Annotated in this window: 21 protein-coding genes; 9 read left to right on the forward strand and 12 right to left on the reverse strand. The window is 66.8% G+C overall.

The window, feature by feature from the left end; translation table 11 throughout:
• Window positions 1-5 precede the first annotated feature (5 nt).
• Both dsrM and Q368_RS0115800 read right to left on the reverse strand, forming a co-directional pair.
• Window positions 6-1,007, reverse strand: a complete 1,002-nt coding sequence (gene dsrM, locus Q368_RS0115795; protein ID WP_029460026.1) for a sulfate reduction electron transfer complex DsrMKJOP subunit DsrM — start codon at window positions 1,005-1,007, stop codon at window positions 6-8.
• A gap of 38 nt (window positions 1,008-1,045) precedes the next feature.
• On the reverse strand, window positions 1,046-1,585 hold the full coding sequence (locus Q368_RS0115800; protein ID WP_029460027.1) for an RsbRD N-terminal domain-containing protein: 540 nt from the start codon (window positions 1,583-1,585) through the stop codon (window positions 1,046-1,048).
• A 167-nt stretch (window positions 1,586-1,752) separates the two neighbouring features.
• On the opposite strand from Q368_RS0115800, the gene Q368_RS0115805 reads away from it, so the two are divergent.
• Complete coding sequence (locus Q368_RS0115805; protein WP_043786139.1) at window positions 1,753-2,268, forward strand: hypothetical protein; 516 nt, start codon at window positions 1,753-1,755, stop codon at window positions 2,266-2,268.
• Window positions 2,269-2,405: 137 nt separating this feature from the next.
• Here Q368_RS0115805 and Q368_RS0115810 read toward each other — a convergent pair whose 3' ends face one another.
• The 3 genes from Q368_RS0115810 to Q368_RS0115820 form a co-directional block, all read right to left on the reverse strand.
• Complete coding sequence (locus Q368_RS0115810) at window positions 2,406-2,798, reverse strand: hypothetical protein (protein ID WP_029460029.1); 393 nt, start codon at window positions 2,796-2,798, stop codon at window positions 2,406-2,408.
• A 92-nt stretch (window positions 2,799-2,890) separates the two neighbouring features.
• Complete coding sequence (locus Q368_RS0115815; protein WP_029460030.1) at window positions 2,891-3,148, reverse strand: amphi-Trp domain-containing protein; 258 nt, start codon at window positions 3,146-3,148, stop codon at window positions 2,891-2,893.
• 76 nt (window positions 3,149-3,224) lie between these two features.
• Window positions 3,225-3,746: a CinA family protein gene (locus tag Q368_RS0115820; RefSeq protein ID WP_029460031.1), complete on the reverse strand. Its 522-nt coding sequence runs from the start codon at window positions 3,744-3,746 to the stop codon at window positions 3,225-3,227.
• A gap of 330 nt (window positions 3,747-4,076) precedes the next feature.
• Here Q368_RS0115820 and serS point away from each other — a divergent pair, with 330 nt between their 5' ends.
• Together serS and Q368_RS0115830 are read left to right on the forward strand one after the other, a co-directional pair.
• On the forward strand, window positions 4,077-5,366 hold the full coding sequence (serS, locus tag Q368_RS0115825; RefSeq protein ID WP_029460032.1) for a serine--tRNA ligase: 1,290 nt from the start codon (window positions 4,077-4,079) through the stop codon (window positions 5,364-5,366).
• Window positions 5,363-5,548: a hypothetical protein gene (locus Q368_RS0115830; protein WP_029460033.1), complete on the forward strand. Its 186-nt coding sequence runs from the start codon at window positions 5,363-5,365 to the stop codon at window positions 5,546-5,548. Before serS ends, Q368_RS0115830 begins: the two co-directional genes overlap by 4 nt.
• 213 nt (window positions 5,549-5,761) lie before the next feature.
• Here Q368_RS0115830 and Q368_RS0115835 read toward each other — a convergent pair whose 3' ends face one another.
• The gene (locus tag Q368_RS0115835) at window positions 5,762-7,399 is read right to left on the reverse strand and encodes a TolC family protein (protein ID WP_029460034.1); all 1,638 of its coding nucleotides are present in this window, start codon (window positions 7,397-7,399) and stop codon (window positions 5,762-5,764) included.
• A gap of 242 nt (window positions 7,400-7,641) precedes the next feature.
• Between Q368_RS0115835 and polA the strand changes: the two genes are divergently transcribed.
• On the forward strand, window positions 7,642-10,254 hold the full coding sequence (gene polA, locus Q368_RS0115840; protein ID WP_029460035.1) for a DNA polymerase I: 2,613 nt from the start codon (window positions 7,642-7,644) through the stop codon (window positions 10,252-10,254).
• 116 nt (window positions 10,255-10,370) lie between these two features.
• A complete protein-coding gene (locus tag Q368_RS0115845) occupies window positions 10,371-11,192 on the forward strand; it encodes a tetratricopeptide repeat protein (protein ID WP_029460036.1) in 822 nt (273 codons plus the stop codon).
• Window positions 11,193-11,266: 74 nt separating this feature from the next.
• On the opposite strand, the gene Q368_RS0115850 is transcribed toward Q368_RS0115845, so the two are convergent.
• The 6 genes from Q368_RS0115850 to dsrA all read right to left on the reverse strand — a co-directional run bounded on the left by Q368_RS0115850 (window position 11,267) and on the right by dsrA (window position 17,789).
• On the reverse strand, window positions 11,267-12,190 hold the full coding sequence (locus Q368_RS0115850) for a serine hydrolase domain-containing protein (RefSeq protein WP_052360204.1): 924 nt from the start codon (window positions 12,188-12,190) through the stop codon (window positions 11,267-11,269).
• The gene (locus tag Q368_RS0115855) at window positions 12,187-13,257 is read right to left on the reverse strand and encodes a hypothetical protein (RefSeq protein ID WP_029460038.1); all 1,071 of its coding nucleotides are present in this window, start codon (window positions 13,255-13,257) and stop codon (window positions 12,187-12,189) included. Before Q368_RS0115855 ends, Q368_RS0115850 begins: the two co-directional genes overlap by 4 nt.
• Before the next feature lie 168 nt (window positions 13,258-13,425).
• Window positions 13,426-14,868 carry a cobyrinic acid a,c-diamide synthase CobB gene (locus Q368_RS0115860; RefSeq protein ID WP_029460039.1) on the reverse strand — a complete coding sequence of 481 codons (1,443 nt, stop codon included), beginning with the start codon at window positions 14,866-14,868 and terminating at the stop codon, window positions 13,426-13,428.
• Window positions 14,869-15,009: 141 nt separating this feature from the next.
• Window positions 15,010-15,237, reverse strand: a complete 228-nt coding sequence (locus Q368_RS0115865; protein WP_029460040.1) for a dissimilatory sulfite reductase D family protein — start codon at window positions 15,235-15,237, stop codon at window positions 15,010-15,012.
• A 58-nt stretch (window positions 15,238-15,295) separates the two neighbouring features.
• Complete coding sequence (gene dsrB / locus Q368_RS0115870) at window positions 15,296-16,459, reverse strand: dissimilatory-type sulfite reductase subunit beta (RefSeq protein WP_029460041.1); 1,164 nt, start codon at window positions 16,457-16,459, stop codon at window positions 15,296-15,298.
• 16 nt (window positions 16,460-16,475) lie between these two features.
• On the reverse strand, window positions 16,476-17,789 hold the full coding sequence (gene dsrA, locus Q368_RS0115875) for a dissimilatory-type sulfite reductase subunit alpha (RefSeq protein WP_029460042.1): 1,314 nt from the start codon (window positions 17,787-17,789) through the stop codon (window positions 16,476-16,478).
• Between the two features lie 341 nt (window positions 17,790-18,130).
• Between dsrA and Q368_RS0115880 the strand changes: the two genes are divergently transcribed.
• The 4 genes from Q368_RS0115880 (at window position 18,131) to Q368_RS0115895 (ending at window position 21,918) form a co-directional block, all read left to right on the forward strand.
• The gene (locus tag Q368_RS0115880; protein WP_029460043.1) at window positions 18,131-18,784 is read left to right on the forward strand and encodes a YkgJ family cysteine cluster protein; all 654 of its coding nucleotides are present in this window, start codon (window positions 18,131-18,133) and stop codon (window positions 18,782-18,784) included.
• 39 nt (window positions 18,785-18,823) lie between these two features.
• Window positions 18,824-19,324: a hypothetical protein gene (locus Q368_RS0115885; RefSeq protein WP_029460044.1), complete on the forward strand. Its 501-nt coding sequence runs from the start codon at window positions 18,824-18,826 to the stop codon at window positions 19,322-19,324.
• A gap of 8 nt (window positions 19,325-19,332) precedes the next feature.
• Window positions 19,333-20,415, forward strand: a complete 1,083-nt coding sequence (locus Q368_RS0115890; protein ID WP_029460045.1) for an acyltransferase — start codon at window positions 19,333-19,335, stop codon at window positions 20,413-20,415.
• A 204-nt stretch (window positions 20,416-20,619) separates the two neighbouring features.
• A complete protein-coding gene (locus tag Q368_RS0115895) occupies window positions 20,620-21,918 on the forward strand; it encodes a DUF2325 domain-containing protein (RefSeq protein ID WP_029460046.1) in 1,299 nt (432 codons plus the stop codon).
• The last annotated feature ends 102 nt before the right edge of the window (window positions 21,919-22,020 follow it).

A 22,020-nucleotide genomic window follows, 5' to 3' on the forward strand; every position in this document is an offset into this window, starting at 1 on the left:
CCCGCTTAGGCCTCTTTTTCCACAGGGAGTCCGGCTTCGATCATCTTTTCGCGGAAGTCGTCCTCGTAGGCCTCGTACGAATGGGGCTTCACGGTCGGGTCGTTCCACGGATTGACCCACATGGCGCGGCGGCTCATGTTCGGCACGACGCGGGTGGGCGAGAGAAAGACGCCGCCCATGTGCATGAGCTTGGAGAAGGGGAAGTAGATGAAAAGCGCGCACACCAGGGTGAGGTGAATGTAGACCGAGGGGTCGATCGCTTCCTTGGGCAGGTGGGGATGCAGGGTGACCAGCCCCATGGCCAGTTCCTTGACCGCGATGACGTCCACCTTGACCACGTAGCGCATCCAGATGCCGGAGAGCGCGATGGCGATGATGAGGAGCAGCGGAAAGTAATCCTGCATCAGCGAGATGTAGCGGACCTTGCCGTCGAAGACGCGGCGGGCCAGCAGGAAGAACAGGCCGAGCACGATCAGCGCGTCGGTCTGGTACAGCACCGGCAGGCCGATCTGCAGGATGGAGTCGAAAAACTCCGTGACGTGCACGGCCCAGGGCACCGGCGCGAGGAAGAAGCGCAGGTGACGGATGAGGATGACCAAAAAGCAATAGTGGAAGATGAGCGCGAACAGCCACAGGGACTTCTCGGAGCTGTACCCCACCTTGGGGCCGTCCTGCTGCAGCTTCACCGACGTATTGCGGAAAAGCGAACGGAAGGTCAGCACCTCGAAGACCATGCGCATGACGACCCCTTTGTTGTCATAGGGGTTGTCCCAGGGATTGTTCTTGATCCAGGGCAGCGATTTCTGCTGGCCGCCGGTGGTGGGGATGCAAAACGGCACCGGGCTCTTGGCCCAGTCCACGATGCGCAGGACGAATCCCACCATGAACACGATGATCGCGATGTACGGGAGCACGATCCCGAACAACGCCCCCATCCCCATCCCGGCGCCCAGCCATGGGATGACGATGAGCGCCAGGACTGCGAGTAAGGAATAAAACGCTGCCATGTACCCTCACCTCGTTAAAGGTTTGCCCGAAACGCGCCTCACGGTTCCTCTCCCTCGGCGGAGAAGTCGCAGACGAGGTTGGCCCGCTTGAGGAGCCGGTCATATTGTTTCTTGATCTGGGTGATCCGCAGCTCGACGATCTTCGCCCGGCACTGGCAGTAGATGTCGAATGCGAGCAGGGCCAGAACGTCGATGGCCGACTCCAGCGCGAGCAGTTCCACGAACAGGTCGTGCTCGACCACTTTTTCCCACAGCGTTTCGCGCACGGCCTTCTTCAGCAGGTAGATGAACGCCGTGGCCTGGGACGGGGTGAAGTCCTGCACGGCCCGCACCCGCACGATCTCGTCGAGCATGGGCGCGAAGACCTCGGCCTGGGGGCAATCGCCGCACCCGGCCAGGGCCACCACGATGCCCCGCATGCCAGCCTCGAACTTGTGCCGCACGGGATTGGCGAACGGGTCGTCCTTTTTCTTCCACAATACCGCCGTATTCTCGGCGTAGGTGCCCATGATCAGATCGAACCACCGGTCAAGGATGGCCTTCTGCTCAAGGACCAGGAAATCCGCCAGTTTGAGCATGAAAAAAGTCCTTTTCTTCACAATCGCTTAACAGGCTGATTCCTTATCAGAAAAGCACAAATTGTAAAGGTCGGGCTGCCGCAGGAAGGGGCTTGCAACCCCGTGAAATCCCACTCCTTGCATGGCGCAGGGGAAATTTGCTATTTTCGGAAAAAAAGAAGCGGCCCATGAAAATACCCCCCAGACAGCAGGATATCCTCAAGGCCGCCGCGGCCTTCGCCTCGGTGGAACGCTACCAGGGAACCCTGCCCAGGCGGCAGGCCCTGCTCTATGCCAAGGAAGACCTCCGCGCCCTGGACGACGCGGGACTGCTCGAGTGCATCAAGCTGTCCTATCCCTGCGGCAGGTCCATGGCCGGCTGGCGGCTGACCGAGGCGGGCAGGCTGGCCCTGCCCGAGCCCGAAGCGGCGGACGAGCCCGAACTTCTGCCCGAGCACCTGCGCATCCTAAACGATGTCTACCACTATTCGCGCCTCTCGGCGTATCGCGGCATGATGCCCCAGGATCTGGCCCGGCGGCTGTTCGACAAGGACGACTTGGAAGACCTCTTCACCCACGGCTACCTGCTGCGCATCCGCATCAAGACGGAAGGCAAGGCCAAGGGCTGGGTGGTCTCCAACAAGGGGCTCTGCGCCCTGCGCCGCAGCCAGGGCAAGGCCGACGCGGACAAGGTGCATGCCTAGGCCGGCCGCCCCGCGCGCAACACCGCGTTCCCGCCATTCCCGCCACGTCTGAACAGCTCCACGTCGCGCGGAAGCGGGGAGCGAGGACCACGCCCTTTCCGGCCGCGCCCTCGCTCCCCCGCCGACGCCGGCCGGCCTCAGCGGGCGGCCCGACCCGTGCCATGGTAGATCTTGGACTCGGTCTTTTCCGGCTTCTTCTGCAAATACTTGTACGTGTTGCCCGCGACTTCCGCGAAGCGGGACAAAATCGCCGGCAAATCGGATTCCCGCAACGCGTCGGCCAGGGGCGGATGGGCGGCGAGACGCGCCGAAAGCGCGTACCCCGGAGCCTGATCCGGCGTCAGCGCGATATCCTCGTAGTACACGTCGAACTCTCCGCCCTGCCCGGCCAGCACACCGTTGACGAGCTGCAACATGCTGTAGACGAAAAACTTCTGCACGTCGGCCGAAGACTCGGCCAACCCCATGCTTTCGCGAAACTTCGGGGCCACTTCGCGTTCCAGCTTGGTGAACGAATCGAACCTGCTCATAGGACCTCCCGGGTTGGGGTTCCCTTCCCCATAGCGCACAATCGCGGCGATGGGGAGTGAGCAGGCAAAGAATTCGGAAATGCCCGGCGCGACTAGAATTCGCCGCGCAGGCTCGCGGCCTCGGGCCGGTGCGGACTCCAGGACAGCCGCACGTCCAGCCCCTCGCGGTCGCTGGCCTGGCTCGCGCGGATCTCCACGTCGAGCATCACCGCCGGCGACAGGTGCATGGACACCCGCCCGGCCGAGAGCCCCAGGCTGCCCGCGCGCAGTTCCTGCGCCAGCCGTTCCAACCTGTCCGCCGCTTCCCAAACGCCCATCACCCCGCCCATGCGGGCCGTTTTCGTGCTCATAGACGCCTCCCCGGCCGCCTGTCGACGGCCATGCCGCGTCCTACCCGACGCGGATGACCGGCCGGCGTCGGCGCGGTTACGGCCGCATGGATTCGTCCGCCCCGGCCTCGCGGGCTCCGGCGGTCATGGCCAGCACCCCGGCCATGGCTTCGTGCGCGGCCTGGCGCTTGACGGCCAGCCGGTCGCCGTCGAACTGAAAACGCTTGACCGCCACGCCCTCCGGGCCGTCCCAGGCCATCCAGACCGTGCCCACGGGCTTTTGCGGCGTGCCGCCCGTGGGCCCGGCCACGCCGCTTATGGCCACGGCCACGTCGGCGCGCATGACGCCGCGCACGCCCCGGGCCATGGCCAGCACCGTCTCCCGGCTGACCGCGCCGCTGGCATCGAGCGTCGCCTGGGAAACGCCCAGCACGTCGCGCTTGACCGCGTTGGCGTAGGCCACCACCGCGCCGTTGAACCATGCCGAAGCGCCGGACGCGTCCGTAAGCACGCTCGCGAGCAGCCCGCCCGTGCACGATTCGGCGCAGCCAAGCGTCCAGCCCCGCGCCACGAGGGCCTCGCCGAGCCTTGCGGCCACCTCCTGCAACTTCTCCCGCATACGCTCCCCCTTGCATCGCTTCGTTACCCCGACTAGCCGATTCCCCTGCCCTTGTCACCGCCACGACGCCCCTCGCCGTTTCAACAATATTGTCATTCCCCACCTCCAGGAGCGGTCCCGTCGACCGACCTCTCCCACGACACGGCCACTCTCCCCCTTCCTGGGTGGTCGAGGAGGGAATCATCCTCTCCTGGCCGCCGGGGCATTCTCCCCTCCTCTCCCCCATCGCCCATCCCCCTCCATCCTTCCATTCCACCATTCCCCTTCCCTTGACGCGGCAAACGCGGGCCGCGTACATGGCCTTGCCGACCGCCATCAAAGGAGCGAGACATGCTGGACCTCAAATTCGTGCGCCAAAACCCGCAGGCCGTTGCCGACGGCATGGCGCGCAGGCGTTTTCCCCTGGACCTTCCCGCCTTCCTGGCCCTGGAGGAGAGGCGGCGCGAAATCATCACCGAGGTGGAGCGCAAGAAAAGCCAGCGCAACGCGGCCTCGGCGGAAGTGGCCAAGATCAAGCGCGCCGGCGGCGATGCCGCGCACGTGCTCTCCGGCCTCGGCGCGCTGTCCGACGAGATCAAGGCGCTGGATGAAAAGACCAAGGAAGTGGACGCGCAAGTGAGCGAGTGGCTGCTCGGCGTGCCCAACATCCCCCACGCCACCACCCCGGACGGGGCCGGCGAGACGGACAACCCGGTCCTGCGCCTGAACGGCCAGCCGCGCGCCTTCGATTTTCCCATCCGCGAGCACCAGGACGTGGGCACGGCACTCGGCGGGCTCGATTTCGAACGTGCGGCCAAGCTCTCGGGCGCGCGCTTCGTGGTGCTGCGCGGCCAGCTCGCCCGGCTCGAACGCGCCCTGGCGGCGTTCATGTGCGACACGCACATCCGCGAGCACGGCTATACGGAAGTGGCCACGCCCTACATCGTCAACGCCGAGAGCCTGCGCGGCACGGGACAGCTGCCGAAGTTCGCCGAGGACCTGTTCAAGCTCGAAGGCATGGCCTCCTACCTCATCCCCACGGCCGAGGTGCCGGTGACCAACCTGCACCGGGGCGAGGTGCTGCCCGAAGCGGCGCTGCCAACGGCCTACGTCTGCCACACCCAGTGCTTCCGCTCCGAGGCCGGCTCCTACGGCAAGGACACGAAAGGGATCATTCGCCTGCACCAGTTCGGCAAGGTGGAACTCGTGCGCCTGGTCCATCCGGACACTTCCTACGACGAGCTCGAAAAGCTCACGGGCCACGCCGAGGCCATCCTGCAAAAGCTCGACCTGCCCTACCGCGTCATTGCGCTGTGCACCGGCGACCTGGGCTTTTCCTCGGCCAAGACCTACGACCTGGAAGTCTGGCTGCCGGGCCAGGACAAGTACCGCGAAATTTCCTCGTGCTCCAATTTCGAGGATTTCCAGGCGCGCCGCGCGGACATCCGCTTCAAGCCCGAAGGCGGCAAGAAGACCGCGCTGGTGCATACGTTAAACGGTTCGGGCCTCGCCATCGGCCGGACCATGGCCGCGATCCTGGAAAACTACCTGCAAAAGGACGGTTCGGTGACGGTACCCAAGGTCCTTGTGCCGTACATGGGCGGCCTCGAGAGCATCGAACCGGAAGGGAAGCCGGCATGAACAGCGACAAGCGTCAGGAATTCAAGGAAGCCCTCAAACGCGGCCTGCTCATCGGCGGCGCGGTGGGCGTCCTTGGCGGGCTTTTTTTCATGGACATCCGCCGAGGCCTGATCCTCGGCCTCGTGGGCGGCTTCTTCGCCGTGCTCACCCGCCGCGCCATCGACAAGCGCAAAGGAAGGTAGGGGAGAGAGGGGAGAAGAGGGGGGGGAGGGAGAGAGAAGAGAAGATGCCTCCGGCGGCCAGGAGGGGCCGAGGGCCCCTCCTGGACCACCCCGAAAGGGAGAGCTCAAAAGCGGTCACACGCGCGCCGCGACGCCACCCAATGTTACTGCGCCGCATAAAAAAGGGCGGGAGGCCGTGGCCCCCGCCCTTTTGACTTTGCGGCGAACGGCTGCCTAGTTGGCGGCCAGATTCAGGTTCTTGATGCCCATGGCCACGTAGATGTCTGCCAGGGCACTCTGGTAGTCGGTGAGCGCCTGGGTCAGGTTGTATTCGGCGGTGCTCACGCGGGCCTGGGCGTCGAGCACGTCGGTGCTGGTGCCGACCTGCGCCTGGTAGCGGGCCACGGCCATGCGGTAGCCTTCACGCGAGGCCTCCAGCGCCGTGCGCGCCACGGAAATGCGCTTGGCCGCGTCCTGGATGTTGAGATAGCAGGTCTTGACCTGATAGCCGACATTGAGGCGCAGATTGGCCAGGTCGGCCTGCAGCTTTTTCACGCTCTCCCGGGCCGACTGCACGCCGAAGTAGGTCGAACCCCAGTCCCAGGCCTGCAGCGATGCCGTGATGCCGAAGGTCGAGGTCTCGGGCGTGGTGGAGCCGTCCATGTCGTGCAAGGCCAAGCCAGCGTCGTTGCCCTGCTTGGTGTAGGTCGCCTGGGCCTGCACCTGGGGATAGAAGGTGCTGGCCGCGATCTTGACGTCCTTTTCCGCCATCTGCACGGACTTGACGCCCATGTAGAGGTCGGGGCGCTGCTTGTAGGCCGTGTCCAGGCAGTCCTCGATGGACATGGCGAACGGCAGGTAGGTCAACTCGCCCACGTAGTTGGTCTGCTGGTTGAGCGGCAGGTTGAGCAGGGAATTGAGCTGGGCCGTCTGCACGAGCACGGCGTTTTGCGCCTTGAGCAGGTCCTGTTCGGCCTGGGCCAGGTCGGATTCGGCCTGCAACACGTCGAGGCGGGGCTTGAGGCCGACGTCATAGTAGGCCTGCGCCACCTTGTACTGCGACTCCAGGCGGGCGACGGAGTCCTTGTTGCTCTGCACGTTGGCCCGGGCTTGCAGCAGGGTCAGGAACGCCTGCTGCACGGACTTGATGAGCGAAAGCTCCGTGTAGGTGATGTTGGCGGTGGCGTAATCCTTCTGGAGCGCCGCCTTCTGATAGGTGCTTAAAAGCTTGAAGCCTGTAAAAAGCGGCTGGGTGGCCTGCAGCTGCAACTGGTAGAGATTCTGCCAGTAGCCTGTGCGGGCATGGACGGTGCGCGAAGTGGAAAGCGACGAGCCCGTCAGGTTGTTGAGGATCTGGTTGCCGGTCATGGTCTGGGTGGTGGTGCTGACCACCTGGGCGTCGGTGCGCTGGAAGGCGTAACTGACCGTGCCCACGAACCCGAAATTGGAGATGGCCTGACGGCGGGCGTCCTCGGAACCCGAGAGCAGCGCACGGGCGGACTGCATCTGCGGGTTGGCGTCGAGGCCGCGCTGGACGCTCTTCTCCATGTCGATGGGATCGCCCTCGGCCTTGGGAGAGCCGGCCCCGACAAGCGTGTGCTGGGTGAGGGCCGGATCGCTCTGCTGCTCCTTGACGAAATCGGGCAGGGGAATCTTCTGGATTTTGACTTCAAGGCCGTCGGCGGTGGCGGCGGCGTTCGGCGCGGCGGCGTCCGCATTGGGCTGACGCGCATAGCGCCTGGCCACCCGGTCGTTTCCGGTGGGGGCGGCAGCATCCTGGGCCAGGGCTTGGCCCTGGGCGACAAGCAGGCCGACGACCAGCACGCCCGCGATCCATACCAGATGGGACCTGCGCTTTGCTTTCAAAATCATTGCGTCCATCTCCATGCCGGCGATTACCCGAAATCGGGCAATTTCCGATAATACAATTAATCCGGAATGTATAGCGTTGTGAACACGCATTCACCAAACTGACAAACAAGCCATCCAATCGTATCAGACTACCCTTTTTGAATGGCTTTGTCGAGAGTCGGCGGCCAGCGGTTGCGCCCATGGCCGCCCTGCCGTAAAAAACCGGCCAGCGACGCGGCACGACGCCGCTGCGAAGGAGCCCCATGACCCTGGCCAAACGACTGGGCTTAAGCGCCCAACCCGTCTTCCTCATCGACGGCAGCGCCTTTATCTACCGCGGTTACCACGCCTTCGGCGACATCGCCCGCTCGGACGGGTTTCCCACCAACGCCCTGTACATGGTCTTCCGCCTGCTGTTCAAGCTGCTGCGCGACGAGACGCCCACACACCTGGTCTTTTTCCTGGACGGCCGCGGGCCGTCGTTTCGCAGCGATATTTTCGCCGACTACAAGGCCAACCGCGAAGCCATGCCCGAGCCCCTGGCCCGGCAGATCCCCCCGCTTCTGGAGGGGCTTTCCCTGCTCGGCGTGCCGGTCATCGTGCCCGAGGCCGCCGAGGCCGACGACGGCATCGCGAGCCTGGCCGCGCGTTTCGGCGCGAAGCGCCCGGTGGTCATCGTCGGCGCGGACAAGGACCTCAAACAATGCCTCACCGACATGGTGGTCCTCTACGACCCCTCGGGCAAGGCGGAAAAGCTCGTCACCAAAGCCGAATTCACGGCCGAAACCGGCATCGAACCCGCCTCCTGGCCGGACTTGCAAGCCCTGGTCGGCGACACGAGCGACAACATTCCTGGCGTGCCGGGTATCGGGCCCAAGACCGCCCTGGACATCCTGCGCCGCTTCCCCACCCTGGAGGAGGTGCGCGCGCACCTGGACGCGCTCAAGCCCTCCGCCCGCGCCAAGATCGAACCGCGTATCGAAGATGTCTTCACCTACCGCGAGCTCACGCGGCTGCGCACCAACCTGCTGCCGGAAACGTCCCTCAACGACGTGGCCCTGCGCCCCATCGACGCCAAGGCGCTACGCAAATTTCTCGAAACCTTCGAGTTCCGCACCCTGGCCCGCGAGGCCGAAGCCCTGGCCACGGGCGCACCCCTGCCGCCGCCGGCCAAGGCGCGTAACGACGCGCGCCCGTCGCTTTTCGACGCCGCGCCCGGCAGCAAACCGGCAGCCGACGCCGTTCCCACGATTCCCCTCGACGCCCTGCCCGACCTGGCCGGCCGCCGCCTGGCCCTGGTGCCCGTGCCGGCGGGTTTTTGCCTGTCCTTCGGCGACGACGAACTGGTCACGGACGCCGCGCCGGTGGGACTCGCCCCGCTTCTGGCCAAGGCATCGCGCGTGGCCGTACCCTCGGTCAAGGACCTTCTTTCCCTTGATACGGCGTTCGGGGCCGTGCCCCTCGCCGCCTGGTTCGACTTGGGGTTGGCCGCCTATCTGCTCAACCCCGAACAGCGCAACTACGGTTTCGAGCGGCTGCGCGACATGCTTTTTTCCGACCCCTCGGTGGACGCCGGGGACGTGGCCCACACGGATACGGCCCGGGCCGCCGCGCGCCTGGCCGACGTCCTGGCCGGACGCCTGGAAGCCGCGGGGCTGACCGACCTGGCCGCCCGGCTGGAACTGCCCCTGATCCCCGTGCTCGTGGACATGGAGCGCGTCGGCATCGGCGTGGATTTGCAGTCCCTGGCCGCCTTCGGGGCCGAAGTGGCGCAAAAGCTCACGGCCATCGAAGCCGACCTGCACCGCCTGGCGGGCCGGCCGTTCAATCCCCGCTCCAGCCAGCAGCTCGGCGAGATCCTTTTCGGCGAAATGGGGCTTGCGCCCAAAGGCAAGACCCCGGGCGGCGCGGCCTCCACGTCCCAGGACGCCCTGGAGCGCCTCGCCGGCTCCAATCCGCTGGTGGACCGCATCCTGGAATTCCGCAAGCTCGAAAAGCTGCGCTCCACCTACCTCGATCCCCTGCCCAGACTCGCCGACGCCAAGGGGCGCATCCACACGACGCTCAACAACCTCTCCACGGCCACGGGCCGGCTTTCGAGCTCCAACCCCAACCTGCAAAACATCCCCATCCGGGGCGAACTCGGCCGGCGCATGCGCCAGTGCTTCGTCGCCGGACCGGGCAAGGCGCTGGTCGCGGCGGACTATTCGCAGATCGAACTGCGGGTGCTGGCCCATCTGTCCGAGGAGCCGGCGCTGCTCGACGCCTTTGCCGCGGGCGCGGACATCCACGCCCGCACCGCCTCCCTGCTCTTCGACAAACCCGAAGCCGACATCAGCCGCGACGAACGCCGCCAGGCCAAGACCATCAACTTCGGCCTGCTCTACGGCATGGGGCCGCAAAAGCTCTCGCGCGACCTCGGCATCAAGCTCGACGCGGCCAAGGCGTTCATCGCCAAATACTTCGAACGCCTGCCCGGGCTTTCCGCCTTCTACGACGGCATCGTGGAATCCGCGCGCGCCAGCGGCTACGTCTCCACCCTGGCCGGGCGTCGCCGGCCGCTGCCGGACATCGAATCCCGCAACTCCCAGCTCGCCTCCCAGGCCAGGCGGCAGGCCATCAACACCGTGGTCCAAGGGGGCGCGGCGGACATCATCAAAATGGCCATGCTTGCCGCGCACAAGGATGCGGAATTGGCCTCGCGCGAGGCCACGCTCGTCTTGCAGATCCACGACGAACTGCTGCTGGAGACGCCGGAAGACGAGGCGCGGGCCGCGGGCGCGCGCCTGGCCGCGCTCATGTCCGGTGTCATCACCCTGGCCGTGCCCCTGGTCGTCGACTGGGACACGGGCCCGACCTGGGGGCAAGCGCACTGATTGCGCGGCCGGGGCTTTTCATCCGGGGGAAACTTCCCTATCCTGGCTTGGATGCGACGCCGGCGGCGTTTCCTGCCGCCGGGCGCACAACCCCCTGCCGCCCCAAGGAAGAGGCCATGCCGCCAAGCGCTAAATCCATCCGCGAAGACCTGGCCCGGGCCAAGGCCGCTTATGGCAAGAACGAGGAACTGCGCACGGTGCAGCTTGTCGCCCTGGCGCTTCGCGCCTTTGTCTCCGTCAAGCTGCCGGGCACGGACCGCATCACCATCGAAGGACAGTTGCGGGAAGCCTTCGGTAATTTGAGCAAGCTGCCACGGGTGCTCAAGTACGCGCCAAACGGCGTGCCCTACGCCAAGGGGCAGGAGCACAAGCTCGCCGCCGTCCTCGCCGGGCTTGTGCAAAAGGTCGAGGAGGACATCACCCGCGAAAGCCTCGCCGCCATGCGTGAACGTAAGCTGCGCATCGACCACGCCATCATCAAGGGATCGAAACTGTTGGCCGAAGGCAACCTGCTCGAAGCCCAGCGCAACTTTCGCGCCGCCGTGGCCGATTACGTGGACGAGAAAGGCCTTTTCCCGCTGCTTGCCGGCAAGCTCATCGACGCCGGGCACTTCAAGGCCGCCCTGGAGTACGTCAAACGTGCCGTGGAAGAGGCCCCGGACAATGCGCGGGCCTACGATTTCCTGCTGACCGCCGCGGGCAAGGCCGAGGAATGGCAGCAAGCCGAGCGCATTCTGCTCGACGCCGCCGGCAAGGGGATCAACCATCCCCTGCTCGACCAGGCCATGGCCCGTGTGCAGGCGCGGCGCGGCAACTGGAAGGAAGCGTTGGCCGCGGCCAGGCGCGCCGTGGCCGCCGACGCGCGCCTGACCGACGCGGCGCAGGTGCTCGCCGCCGCGCAAAAGCATCTCGCCGCGCCCCCCTCCCCGGCTGCGTAATTCACGTGCCGGTCTTCCGCCTTTGCACCGCTAAATGGGACCACGCCGTTGAGCTGCCACCCGACGCCCTTTGTTTATGGCGTCGTCAGCAGGGCAAGGACCCGGTCCTCGACGGCTCCAGGACAGGTCGCATCGGTAAAGACCGCCACCGTACGTCCGCCCCAGACGTCCGGCGCGTTATAGACGCCACCCACGCAGCCAGGGCCGCCCGCGCCGTGCCCCTGCACCGCCGCATGGCGGGTCAGGTCCGCGTCGGCCAGGGTGCCGCGCATGAGCCCGAGCGCGTAACCGGCCTGCCGCCAGGGCGGCGTCGCGAAGTTGTCTGGCAGCGCGTACGGCGTGCGCAGGGCGGCCAGGGACGCGCGCGAAAGCAGTTCCCCAGCAAGCAGCCGGTGGAGCGCCAGCGCCGCCTCGGCCACGGGACCGACGACCGTGCCATGGGAACACCAGCCGGGATGGTAGCTGCGAGAGCGGGCGAAGGCGGTTTGCACCATGTCGGCAGGCGTCATGGCCAGCCGCGACCCGGCCAGGCCAAGGGGGCGCAGCACGCGCCGGGCGAGCAGCGTACCGAGCCCCTCGCCGGCAAGCGCCTCGAGCCGCCGGCGCAGCAGCAGATAACCGACATTGGAATAGGCAAAAGCCGAACCGGGCGCGAAAAGAAGCGTCCGGGGCGAGACATGGTTCAAAAACGCCGCGTCCGACCACGGCGCGTCGCCCCGGGCCACGGCCGCCTTGTATGCCGGCAGGCCGCCGTAATCGCCGAGTCCCGACCGGTGCGCAAGCAGTTGCCGTACGGTGAAGGGATGCTCCCCGAGCGGCGCATCGAGCCGCAGCCGCCCTTCCTGCGCAAAAAGCAGCACGCAGGCGGCAACGAGCGTCTTCGTCACGCTCCACCAGGGAACGATGGCGGTGGAAGCGTCTTCCCGCAGCACGCCCGCCGCGTCCACGACCGCGCAATGAAAACGCGGCGCGCCGGGCGCAGACGGCGCGCCCGTCATATCTGCGAGAGTGCCGCCACGAGCGCCTTGGCATGGCCGGGCCAGGCCGCGGCGAGCAAGCCCTGCTCCTCTTCCGGGCACGGCTCCATGAGCTGCGCCCCCGCCCCGGCCAGCTCCTCGGCGGAAAACGAACCCAGGAAATCGAGCAGCCCGAGGCCCCCGTCGCCCACATCCTCGCGCTCGCCCAAGGCACTGGCGAAGCCGGCGACGATGGCCGGCACCATGTCCGTGCCGGCCAGCACGAGTTCCCCGACGCCGTCCACGCGGTCCAGACGCATGCGCATGGTCATGTTGGTGAAAAAGGAGAGCCCGGCAAGGCGCTCGGCCATGGGCCCGGCCTCGGTGAAGGCCCGCGCCGCGCCGTGCCCCCGCACCGTGACGAGCCGCACCGCGACGCCGTCGCCGTCCTCGCGGGCCACGAAATCCCCGGCCGCATGATGCCACGGGCCGATGGACGCGCCCGTTACCGGATCGAAGTAGCGGGCGAGGATGTGCGCCGCCTCGCCGTAGAGGGCCGCCGCAGCGGCCGCATCCAGAATCCGCTCGCCGGCGTCGAAATCCCACAGCCGCACCCGGCCCGCACCATCCTGGTGGAATTCGTGAAACCCCGCGAACCACTCCTCGAGCAGCATGCCGAGTCCGTGCACCCGGGCACAGGCCAGGGGCCGGGGCAGGAACTCCGGCGTGAACCGGCCGCGCAGGAATTCGAGCATTCCGCATTCCGCTTCCAGGCAATCCACGGCCACGGGTACGACGGCCACATTGATGCAAAGCGTCACTGCGTCGTCGGGAAAGCGCACGGTGCAGCTGGCCGGATGGTAGAGCATGCCGTGCTTTTCGGCGCGCAGCACGACCTCACGCGCGCCGTCGAGCCCGCCTGCGCGCCCGAGCGCCCCAAGACCCCGCGCAAGGGGCGCAAACCCGTCCGCGGACACGAACGCCTCCAGCGCCTCGAAGTACCTGCCATAGGTTAGCCCCGTGTCCTCGCCCTCGAGCGGTGCGGCAGCGGCGTCGGGGGTGTAGGCGACCGGCCCATGGGGCGATGCGATTTCGCGTATGATGTGCATGGTGAAGATGCCTCCGGCGGCCGGGGGGAATGATTCCCCCCGGACCCCCTCGATGGATGATTCGTCCCCGCGCGTGAAGCTTCCGGCTCCCCATGTTTCCGGTCCGGCTGGCGTCGCGGCTTTGCGCGACGCCAGCCGGACCGGCGGCGGGGAGGGTCCGGGAGGGGCTTAGCCCCTCCCGGCCGCCGGAGGCATCTTTCCTCTTCTCCACACCCGCGCCGCTTTCACGAAATTGCGCGCCCAGTGTGGCGCGCCATGGGCGTGGATGTGGGTGTAGGCGGCGAAGGTGTTGCGGAAAAGCAGTCCGTCGTGGCCGGCGTGCATACCCACGCCCCGTTCCATGCGCAGGCAGAAGGACTCGGGACCGGGCAAGCCGCCTTCCAGGGCGGCCTGGCAGCGGGAGTAGTGAAATTCGTGGCCGTGAAGCAGCGTGCCCACGGGGTGGAAAGGGTTGTCGGCCACGACCCGGGCCAGGCTGTAGCCCAGGCCCTGCGGCTTGGCGCAAAGCGTCGTGTCCACGGGGAAGACGCCGGCCATGGGGTAGTGCGCGCCTTCGACGACGAGCCCCCGGCACAGGTACATGAAGCCGCCGCATTCGGCGTAGACGGGCATGCCCGAGGCGGCGAGCCCTGCCACGCGGGCGCGCATGACCGTGTCCTTGGCCAGCGCTTCCACATGGGTTTCCGGGAAACCGCCGCCGAGGTAAAGCCCGTCGAGGGCCGGCCAGGGCGCGTCGTCGAGGAGACTCACGGCGGCAAGGCGCGCGCCGGCCTGCTCCAGGGCTTCGAGATTTTCCGGGTAATAGAACCACAGCGCCGCGTCGCGCACCACGCCGATGACCGGGGCTCCCCCGGAATCGGCCTCCGTGGACAGGGGCGCATCGCAGCCCGGCTCGTCCGGCGCGACGTCCGGCAGGGGCGGAGCGCTGCGGGCGATGGCCACGAGGCGGTCGAGATCGACGTGTTCGCGCACCACGGCGGCGATGCCGTCGAGAATGGCGTCCACGGCCCCCTGCTCGCGGTCGGAAACCAGGCCCATGTGCCGTTCGGGGATGGGATTTTTCGGAATTTTCGGGAGCATGCCGATCACGGGCACATGGGCGAGCGTCTCGATGGAACGGCGCAGGATGTCGCGGTGGCGCGCCCCGGCGGTGCGGTTGGCGACCACGCCGGCCAGGTTGAGGCCGGGTTCGAAGGCGGCCACGCCCGCGACCAGGGCGGCGGCGGTACGGGTCATCTTGGTGGCGTCGAGGATGAGGACGACGGGCGCGTCGAGCTGTCGGGCCAGGGCGGCCGTGGAGCAGGAGCCGGCCACGTCCATGCCGTCGAAAATACCACGATTGCCCTCGACGACGGAGATGTCGACGTCGCGGGATTTTTCCAGGAAATGGGGCAGGAGTAGGGATTCGGGCAGTAAGAAAGGGTCCAGATTGGTGGCGTCGCGCCCGGCGGCGAGCCCGAGCCAAGCGGCGTCGATGTAATCCGGACCCTTCTTGAACGGACGGACGCGCAGGCCGGCCGCAGCCATGGCCCGGCAGATTCCAAGGGTCAGGATGGTCTTGCCTGCGCCCCCGGAAAGCCCGGCCAGGACAAGACGCGGGCGATCATTCACGGCGCGTATCGTTGTTGCGCGCCTTTCGGGTCAGGCGCATGCTTCTCGTTATTCGCGCGGTGAACCGTTCCCGGCGTCGATCCCCCCAGGCATGGACCTGTGTGGGCGGATGGAAACCGCAAGCCGCCTCGCGCCGGATGACTACTCTTCCTCGGCCGCCTGCTTGCCCACGCCGGCCAGGCCGTACATGGAGGTGGAGCCGCTGGACCAGAAGACGACCTTGCCTTCGTTGACCAGCTCGGTGAGGATCTTCTTGACCTCACGCTGCTTTTTGTCCGGGAAGATCTTGCAGAAGTCGTTGAAATAGAATTTGGATTTGCCGGTCTTGCCCTGCAGAAATTCGAGCACCTGCTCTTTCTCGGTAGCCATACCGCTCCCTCGTTGTTTGATCCGGGCGGGGATTTCTCCCCGCCCGGAAGTTGGATGCTTAGGCCTCGATGTGCTTCGTGAACTTGAACTGGGTGCTCTGGCGCCACGTGTAGTAGGCCGGATCACGGAAGTCATCGATGCAGTGGTGGGAGAACTCCAGATCGCACAGCTCGAAGAACTTCTCCCAGCCGATGCGCTCGGCCCATTCGCCCAGGCGCTCGTACTTCTTGGCGTTGGCGGCGTAGACCTCGACGATGTGCTTGATCATCTTGGTCAGCGTCGGCCAGCGCGGCGGCTCGTTGGGGATGTAGGCCACAACGACCTTGGAGAACTTCGGCATGGAGATGCGGTTGGACACCTTGCCGCCGACCATGAGCACGATGCCGTCGCCCTCGCCGGAGGCGAGCGGCATGGCCGGGCACATGGTGTAGCAGTTGCCGCAATACATGCAGCGGGAGGCGTTGACCGCAACGGAGTTGACCTTCTTGCCGTCGATCTCGACCTTGGACGGCTTGATGGCGCCGGTCGGGCAGGCGGAGACGGCGAGCGGGATCTCGCAGATGTTGTCCAGGCGGTCGTGCTCGACGATGGGCGGCTTGCGGTGGATGCCGACGATGCCGATGTCGGAGCAGTGCACCGCGCCGCACATGTTGAGGCAGCAGGCCAGGGAGATGCGCACCATGGCCGGCAGGCTCATGGACTGGAAGTACTCGAACATGTCGTCCATGACGGCTTTGACCGGGCCGGAGGCGTCGGTGGCCGGGGTGTGGCAGTGGGCGTAACCCTGGGTGTGGACGATGTTGGAGACGCAGGCGCCGGTGCCGCCGATGGGGAACTTGTTGCTCCCGCCGGCGAACTTGCGCGACTCGAGATCGGCGATCAGGGCGTCGAGGGCGGCCTCGGTCTCGACCATGAACTCGATGTTATTGCGCGTGGTGAAGCGCAGGTGGCCGCCGCAGTGCTTGTCGGCGATCGCGCAGATCTCACGGATGTGGCTGACGCTCATGAGGCGGGCGCCGCCGACGCGCACGGTGTAGACCACGTCGCCGGAAAGGCCCACGTGCTTGAGCACGCCGGGCTTCACGATCTCGTGGTAATCCCACTGGCCTTTGTTCTTTTTGATGACCGGCGGATAGAATTCCTCGAAGTGGCGAGGACCGATATCCGTGATCCGACCTTCCATGGGTTTGTCGGGATTGTAACCGGAAGAGATGAATGCCATATCAGTGTCCTCCCACTTATCTCATGTGTCTCTGGCGATAGGCCTTTTCGTCGTGGGCAAAGCCGCCGGGCACCTCGTCTTCCTTGAAGAAGATGTAGGGGTTGGCGCGGGGCGCTTCCACGTGCTGCGGCACGGCCTTGGTGTTGGTGACCTCGAGCAGCTTCTGGAAGGAGAGACGTTTGATGGTCTCGCCCACGCGCTCGCGGTTCTTGCCTTCTTCCATCCACCAGTCCCAAATATTCTCGATGACTTCCTTGATTTCGTCGTAGGGCTTTTCCACGACGACGAAGGGCACGAGCAGGGAGGACATCTGCGCGCCGTCGAGGATCGGGGCCTTGGCGCCGACCAGGATGGAGGCGCCGGTTTCGGTGCCGATCTTGACCGCCGCCGGCATGGTGTTGATGCAGTGCATGCAGCGGGTGCAGTTGCTGTTGTCGATCGAGAGCTTGGCGCCGTCGTAGCTCATGCAGCCGGTGGGGCAGCGGTCCACGACTTCCTTGACGATGTCGAAGGCGCCCCAGTCGCGGCCGGAGTGGGAGCCGCCGCCCGGCTTGAACTCGCCGGCGACGTAGGCTTTCACGCGGTCCTGGTCGATGCGGATGTCGTCCTTCCAGGTGCCGATGACCGAGAAGTCGGAACGGGCGATGGAAGCGACGCAGCCGTTGGGGCAGCCGTCGAACTTGAACTTGAACTTGTAGGGGAAGGCCGGACGGTGCAGTTCGTCCTGGTAGTCGTTGGTCAGGGTGTGGCAGACGTCCTGGGTGTCGTAGCAGGCGAATTCGCAACGGGACTGGCCCAGGCAGTCGGCCGGGGTGCGCAGGTTGGAGCCCGAGCCGCCAAGGTCGGTGTTCAGGTTGTGGGTCAGGTCGTGGAAAATTTCCTCGAGCTGCGGGGTGGTGGTGCCGAGCAGCACGATGTCGCCGGTGGAGCCGTGCATGTTGGTCAGGCCCGAACCGCGCAGTTCCCAGATATCCATGATCGCGTTCAAATACTCGCTGGTGTAGTATTTGCCGGAGGGCTGGGCCACACGCACCGTATGGAAGTGGGCAACGCCCGGAAACATCTCGGGCTGGTCGCAGTAACGGCCGATGACGCCGCCGCCGTAACCGAACACGCCCACGATGCCGCCGTGCTTCCAGTGGGTCTCCTTGTCCTTGAAGGAGAGTTCCAGCACGCCGAGCAGGTCATCTGCGCAATCGACCGGAACCTGGTAGTCCAGGCCCTTGGGATTGGCGGCCCGATGCGCGGCTTCCTGTTTGATGTCGGACACGAAGCTGGGCCATGGCCCGGTTTCGAGCTGGTCCAACAAGGGGGTTTGGTGTTTCGCCATTTGCTTCCTCCAGTGGGGTTTGAAGAGTTACCGCCTTAACCAATCGTCACGCGCCGCCGGCGACTTGGCCGCCTGGACGCCTCCCCTCCGGCCGACCCTGCTCGTCGACGGGCGGGGTGTTATTCGCTCGGGGGTCTAGTGGAACGTGAACTATTGCACAATCGCTCCCGTACTAAAATGACGACAGTTTTCTGTCAACGGGAAAACGTGCCGGAAGCGATCCGATGTGCATCACCCCTCATACCACCGCGCCGCCTTCGATGCAAAGCCCTTTTGCGCCAACGCACGCAGGCCGGGTCACCGGCCTTGCCAAGCGCCCCGTTTTGCTCCATGCACGGCGCATGAACGAAGCCGTCCCCGTCTGCCGCCGCTGCGGCGCGTGCTGCCGCCAGGGCGGGCCTTCCCTGTGCCGGGAGGACCTGCCCCTGTTCGCCGCCGGCGTGCTTGCCCCGGCGACACTCATGGTCCTGCGCCGGGGCGAGTACGTCACGGACAACGTGGCCGGCGGCGTCGTCCCCGCGCCCGTGGAACTGGTGCGCCTGCGCCCGGGACAAGGCGGGCGGGCCTGCCTCTTTTTCACCGAGCCGGACGCCTGCGCCGTCCACGAAAACCGGCCCCGCCAGTGCCGCGACCTCTTCTGCGACGCCCCGCAGGCCGTGGCCGACGCCTACCTCGAAGGCCGCCTCACCAGACGCGACATCCTGGGGGAAGCCTCCCCCCTGGCAGTGCTGTGCGCCGCCCACGAAGCCGAAACCGACCTCGCACGCCTGGCGGCGCTGTGCCGCCGCGCCCTCGGCGGCGACGCCGCCGCGCGGGAGGCCGTGGCGAGAATCGTGCGCCTGGACGCCGCGTACCGGGATCTGCTGCCCGCCAGGGCCGGCGTCTCCGTGACGGAGCTGCCTTTCTATCTCGGCCGGCCCCTTGCCCGCGCCCTGCCCATCGTGCGGGCCGCGCTCGGCTGCGGCGGCCTTTACAACGAGGCCCCGAGCGCCTAAACAGGCTACGCCGGTAAGCCTTATCGCCGGGAGGAATACATGAAACGACTGCTTTTGACCTGCCTTCTCGTCCTGGTCGCCACCAGCGCCGCCTGGGGCATGAACCTGCGCCAGGGCTTCGGCAAATACCGCTACGGCGAATCCTGCGACACCATGTTCGCCAAGCCTTCCTTCGCCGTGGAACGCGCCCGTCCCCTCTGGAACGCCCAGCTCCAGATGTTCGGCCTGGCCTACGACCCCGACACCGTGGCCAAAAGCCCGTTCATCCTGCACTACGACAGGGACGAGAAGCCCGAATTCGACGGCGTGCCGCTCAACCGCATCTATTACGGCTGCAACAAGGACAGCGGCCGCTTCTCCCTGGTGGTGCTCGTCCACGACCTGCTGTCCGTCGGCAAGCTCGTGGAGAAGGTCACGGCCGAGCTGGGCTCGCCGACCACCACCACCATGATCCAGACCATCTGGGCCCTGCCCGACCTCTACGTACAGATCGACCAGGTCTACATGATCGTCTACGACCGCCGCGCCGGAAAAATCTGAGCCGATCCATGCCCCGCCCCGCCGCCGCCCCGCGAAAGCTGCAATGGATCGAGGCGGCCCGCACCGTGGCCATGGTTGTGGTCGTCTGGTCCCATGCCAGCAATATGGCCTTTTTCCGCGAGGGGGACTTTTCCGTGGTCCCGCTTTTCTCCGCCTGCCTGGTCACCTTCGCCGTGCCGGCCTTCTTCCTCATTGCCGGCTACCTGCTCGGCAGAAACGACCTGAGCCGGCCGCCGGAAGTCCCCTTTTCGCGCCGCCCGGCCCGGCAGGCGGCCCGGCTCGCCCCGCCGTTTTTCGCCTGGAACGCCCTGACCATCCTCTCGCTCAAATTCCTCTACGGCGTGCCGCTTTGGACCCTGCGCAGCCTGACCGACCTGCTTTTCGGGGCCATCCAGCTCTACTTCGTCTTCGCCCTGCTCCAATTCCTCATGCTCCTGCGCTTCGCGAACCCCTTCGCCACGCCGGGACGGCTGCGCGCCTGGACGCTTGGAGCCCTTGGCGTCACTGTCGTCTTCTACACCTTTTCCACGCTCCTTGCCGCGACAAGCCCCCCGGCGGACTACCGTTTCGAACTGGTCGGCGTCCGCCTGGCCCCGGCCTGGGGCGGGTTTTTCTTCCTGGGCTGCTGGCTGTCGCGCCACGAGGAGGCGCTCGCCGCCCTGACCCGCGCCCTTCCCGCCCTGGCCGGGGCCGCCGTGGCGACCTTCGCGCTCTACCTCTGGGAGGACGCGGCCCAGTCCCGGGCGCTCGGGGCCAACTACCGCCAGTATTTCCTGCTCTCGGGCCTGGCCTTCCAGTTCGCCGGAAGCCTCGCCCTGTGCGCCGCCTGCCGCCGCGTCGAGGCGGCGGGCGGCGGCCGCGTCTTCGCCTTCCTGGCCGGGGCCGGGCGCGACACCTTCGGCATCTACCTCTCCCACTACGTGCTGGTGCTGGCCTTCTTCGCCGCCGTGCCCGCACCCGTGGCCCCTGTCTGGCGGCTGCCCCTGGGCGTCGCCGCCATGGTCTTCTCGTTTGGCGGCTCCCTCGCGCTGACGCGCCTGGCGCGCCGCGCCGCAGGCGCGCGTCTGGTCGGGATTTTCTTTCCGGGTTGAGAAGAGAGGGGAGAGAAAAGAAGGAAAGACGCCTCCGGCGGCCAGGAGGGGCGGCGGCCCCTCCTGGACCTCCCGAAAGGGGGGAGAGCCCTTTGGGCGTGCGGTTTCCGGGCTTCTTGTCTTTTTTCCGGTTCGTAATTGACAATGATTTTCATTTTCGAGTAAAGCTCCTTCCCAAGGGCCGCCCGCGGCCCGGGAGGAGCCATGCAACGCAAGACCCTGTACGACAACGCCGACTACGCCTGCCCCATCGTCGGCACCTGCCTGACCGTCGCCGAACTGCGCCGCATCTGCCGCAAATGCGGCGACCCCGTGTCCGAGGACGCCTCGGACTACGACGCCCACGTCTTTCTCGTGGGCCAGGCCAAGGTGCCCGGGGGCGGGCCGGCCAAATACCTGCAACGCTTCCTGGACAAGAAATTCCGCAAGGAGCTGCGCGCCTTCCTGCGCGTGGACGATCCCGCGGAACTAAGGCGCATGTGGCGCGAGCGCGCCGACGCCGGCGACGTGCCCGGCCCTTTCTGGGCCATGATGTCGCACCCGACCGCGCCTGATGCGCTGCTGCGCGATATTTACGGCGAAGTGCACATGCTCTCCCACCGCGTGGGCGCGGCCAACCGCGCCGACCTCGCGCGGCTGACGCGCCTGGAGGAAAAGCTGGCCGAGGCCGAGGCCGCGCTCGAGGAAAGCAAGGCCGTGCTGCGCCAGGCCGTGGCCGTATGGAAGAGCCGCTGCCGCGAGGCCATGGAGGCGCTTTCCGTCGAACGCAACAAACGGCAGGCGGCCGAACGGGAACGCATTTCCCTGCGCGAGGCCATCGAAAACTCCGCCGTGGCCGCGGTCAGCCGCGAACGCGACTACCTGCGCGCCCAGCTCGTCGACGCCGTCGCCCGCCTGGAGGCCACCGAAGCCGAGGCCGGACGGCAGGCCCTGGCCCTGGAGCGCGCCCATGCCGAAACCGCCAGCCTGCGCCGCGACCTCGCCGACCGCGAAGGCGAGGTGGAGGCCCTGGAGGCCTCGCTGTTTACGGCCCTCGGCGATGCGGCCGCGGCCCACGCCGCCCATGCCGCACACCATGCCGACGCCCCGGAGAGCCTGGTCGACCACGCGGGTTGCGCCTGCCGGGAACGCGGCCTGCCCGAAGGCTCCTGCGGCGAGGCCTGCGCATGCCGCGCCGCCCAGGCCGGACTTGCCGGCAAGCGCGTGCTCTACGTGGGCGGCCGCTGCTCCCTGGTTTCCCACTACAAGCTGCTCGCCGCCAAGTTCGGCTGCGAACTCGTGCACCACGACGGCGGCCGGGAGCAATCGGCCCACCGGCTCTGGGAGCTGCTCGGCGCGGCCGACGCCGTGGTCTGCCCCGTGGACTGCGTGAGCCACGAGGCCTGCGCCCTGGTCAAACAAGCCTGCAAAGGCTGCCTCAAACCCCTTGTCCTGGCCCGGTCCTCGGGCCTGTCCAGCCTGGCCCGTTCCCTGACGGAACTGGGTTCCGGGCACGCCCACTAATCAGCCCGCCCGCACACGGGGGGGCGGCCGCCGCCCCCCTCCCGCCTCGCCGCCAAAAACGTCCGACGTGTTGACCGCGCCTTTTGCCGGGGGCTATGGAGG

Source organism: Solidesulfovibrio alcoholivorans DSM 5433 (genome assembly GCF_000702665.1).
Taxonomy (GTDB): Bacteria; Desulfobacterota; Desulfovibrionia; order Desulfovibrionales; family Desulfovibrionaceae; genus Solidesulfovibrio; species Solidesulfovibrio alcoholivorans.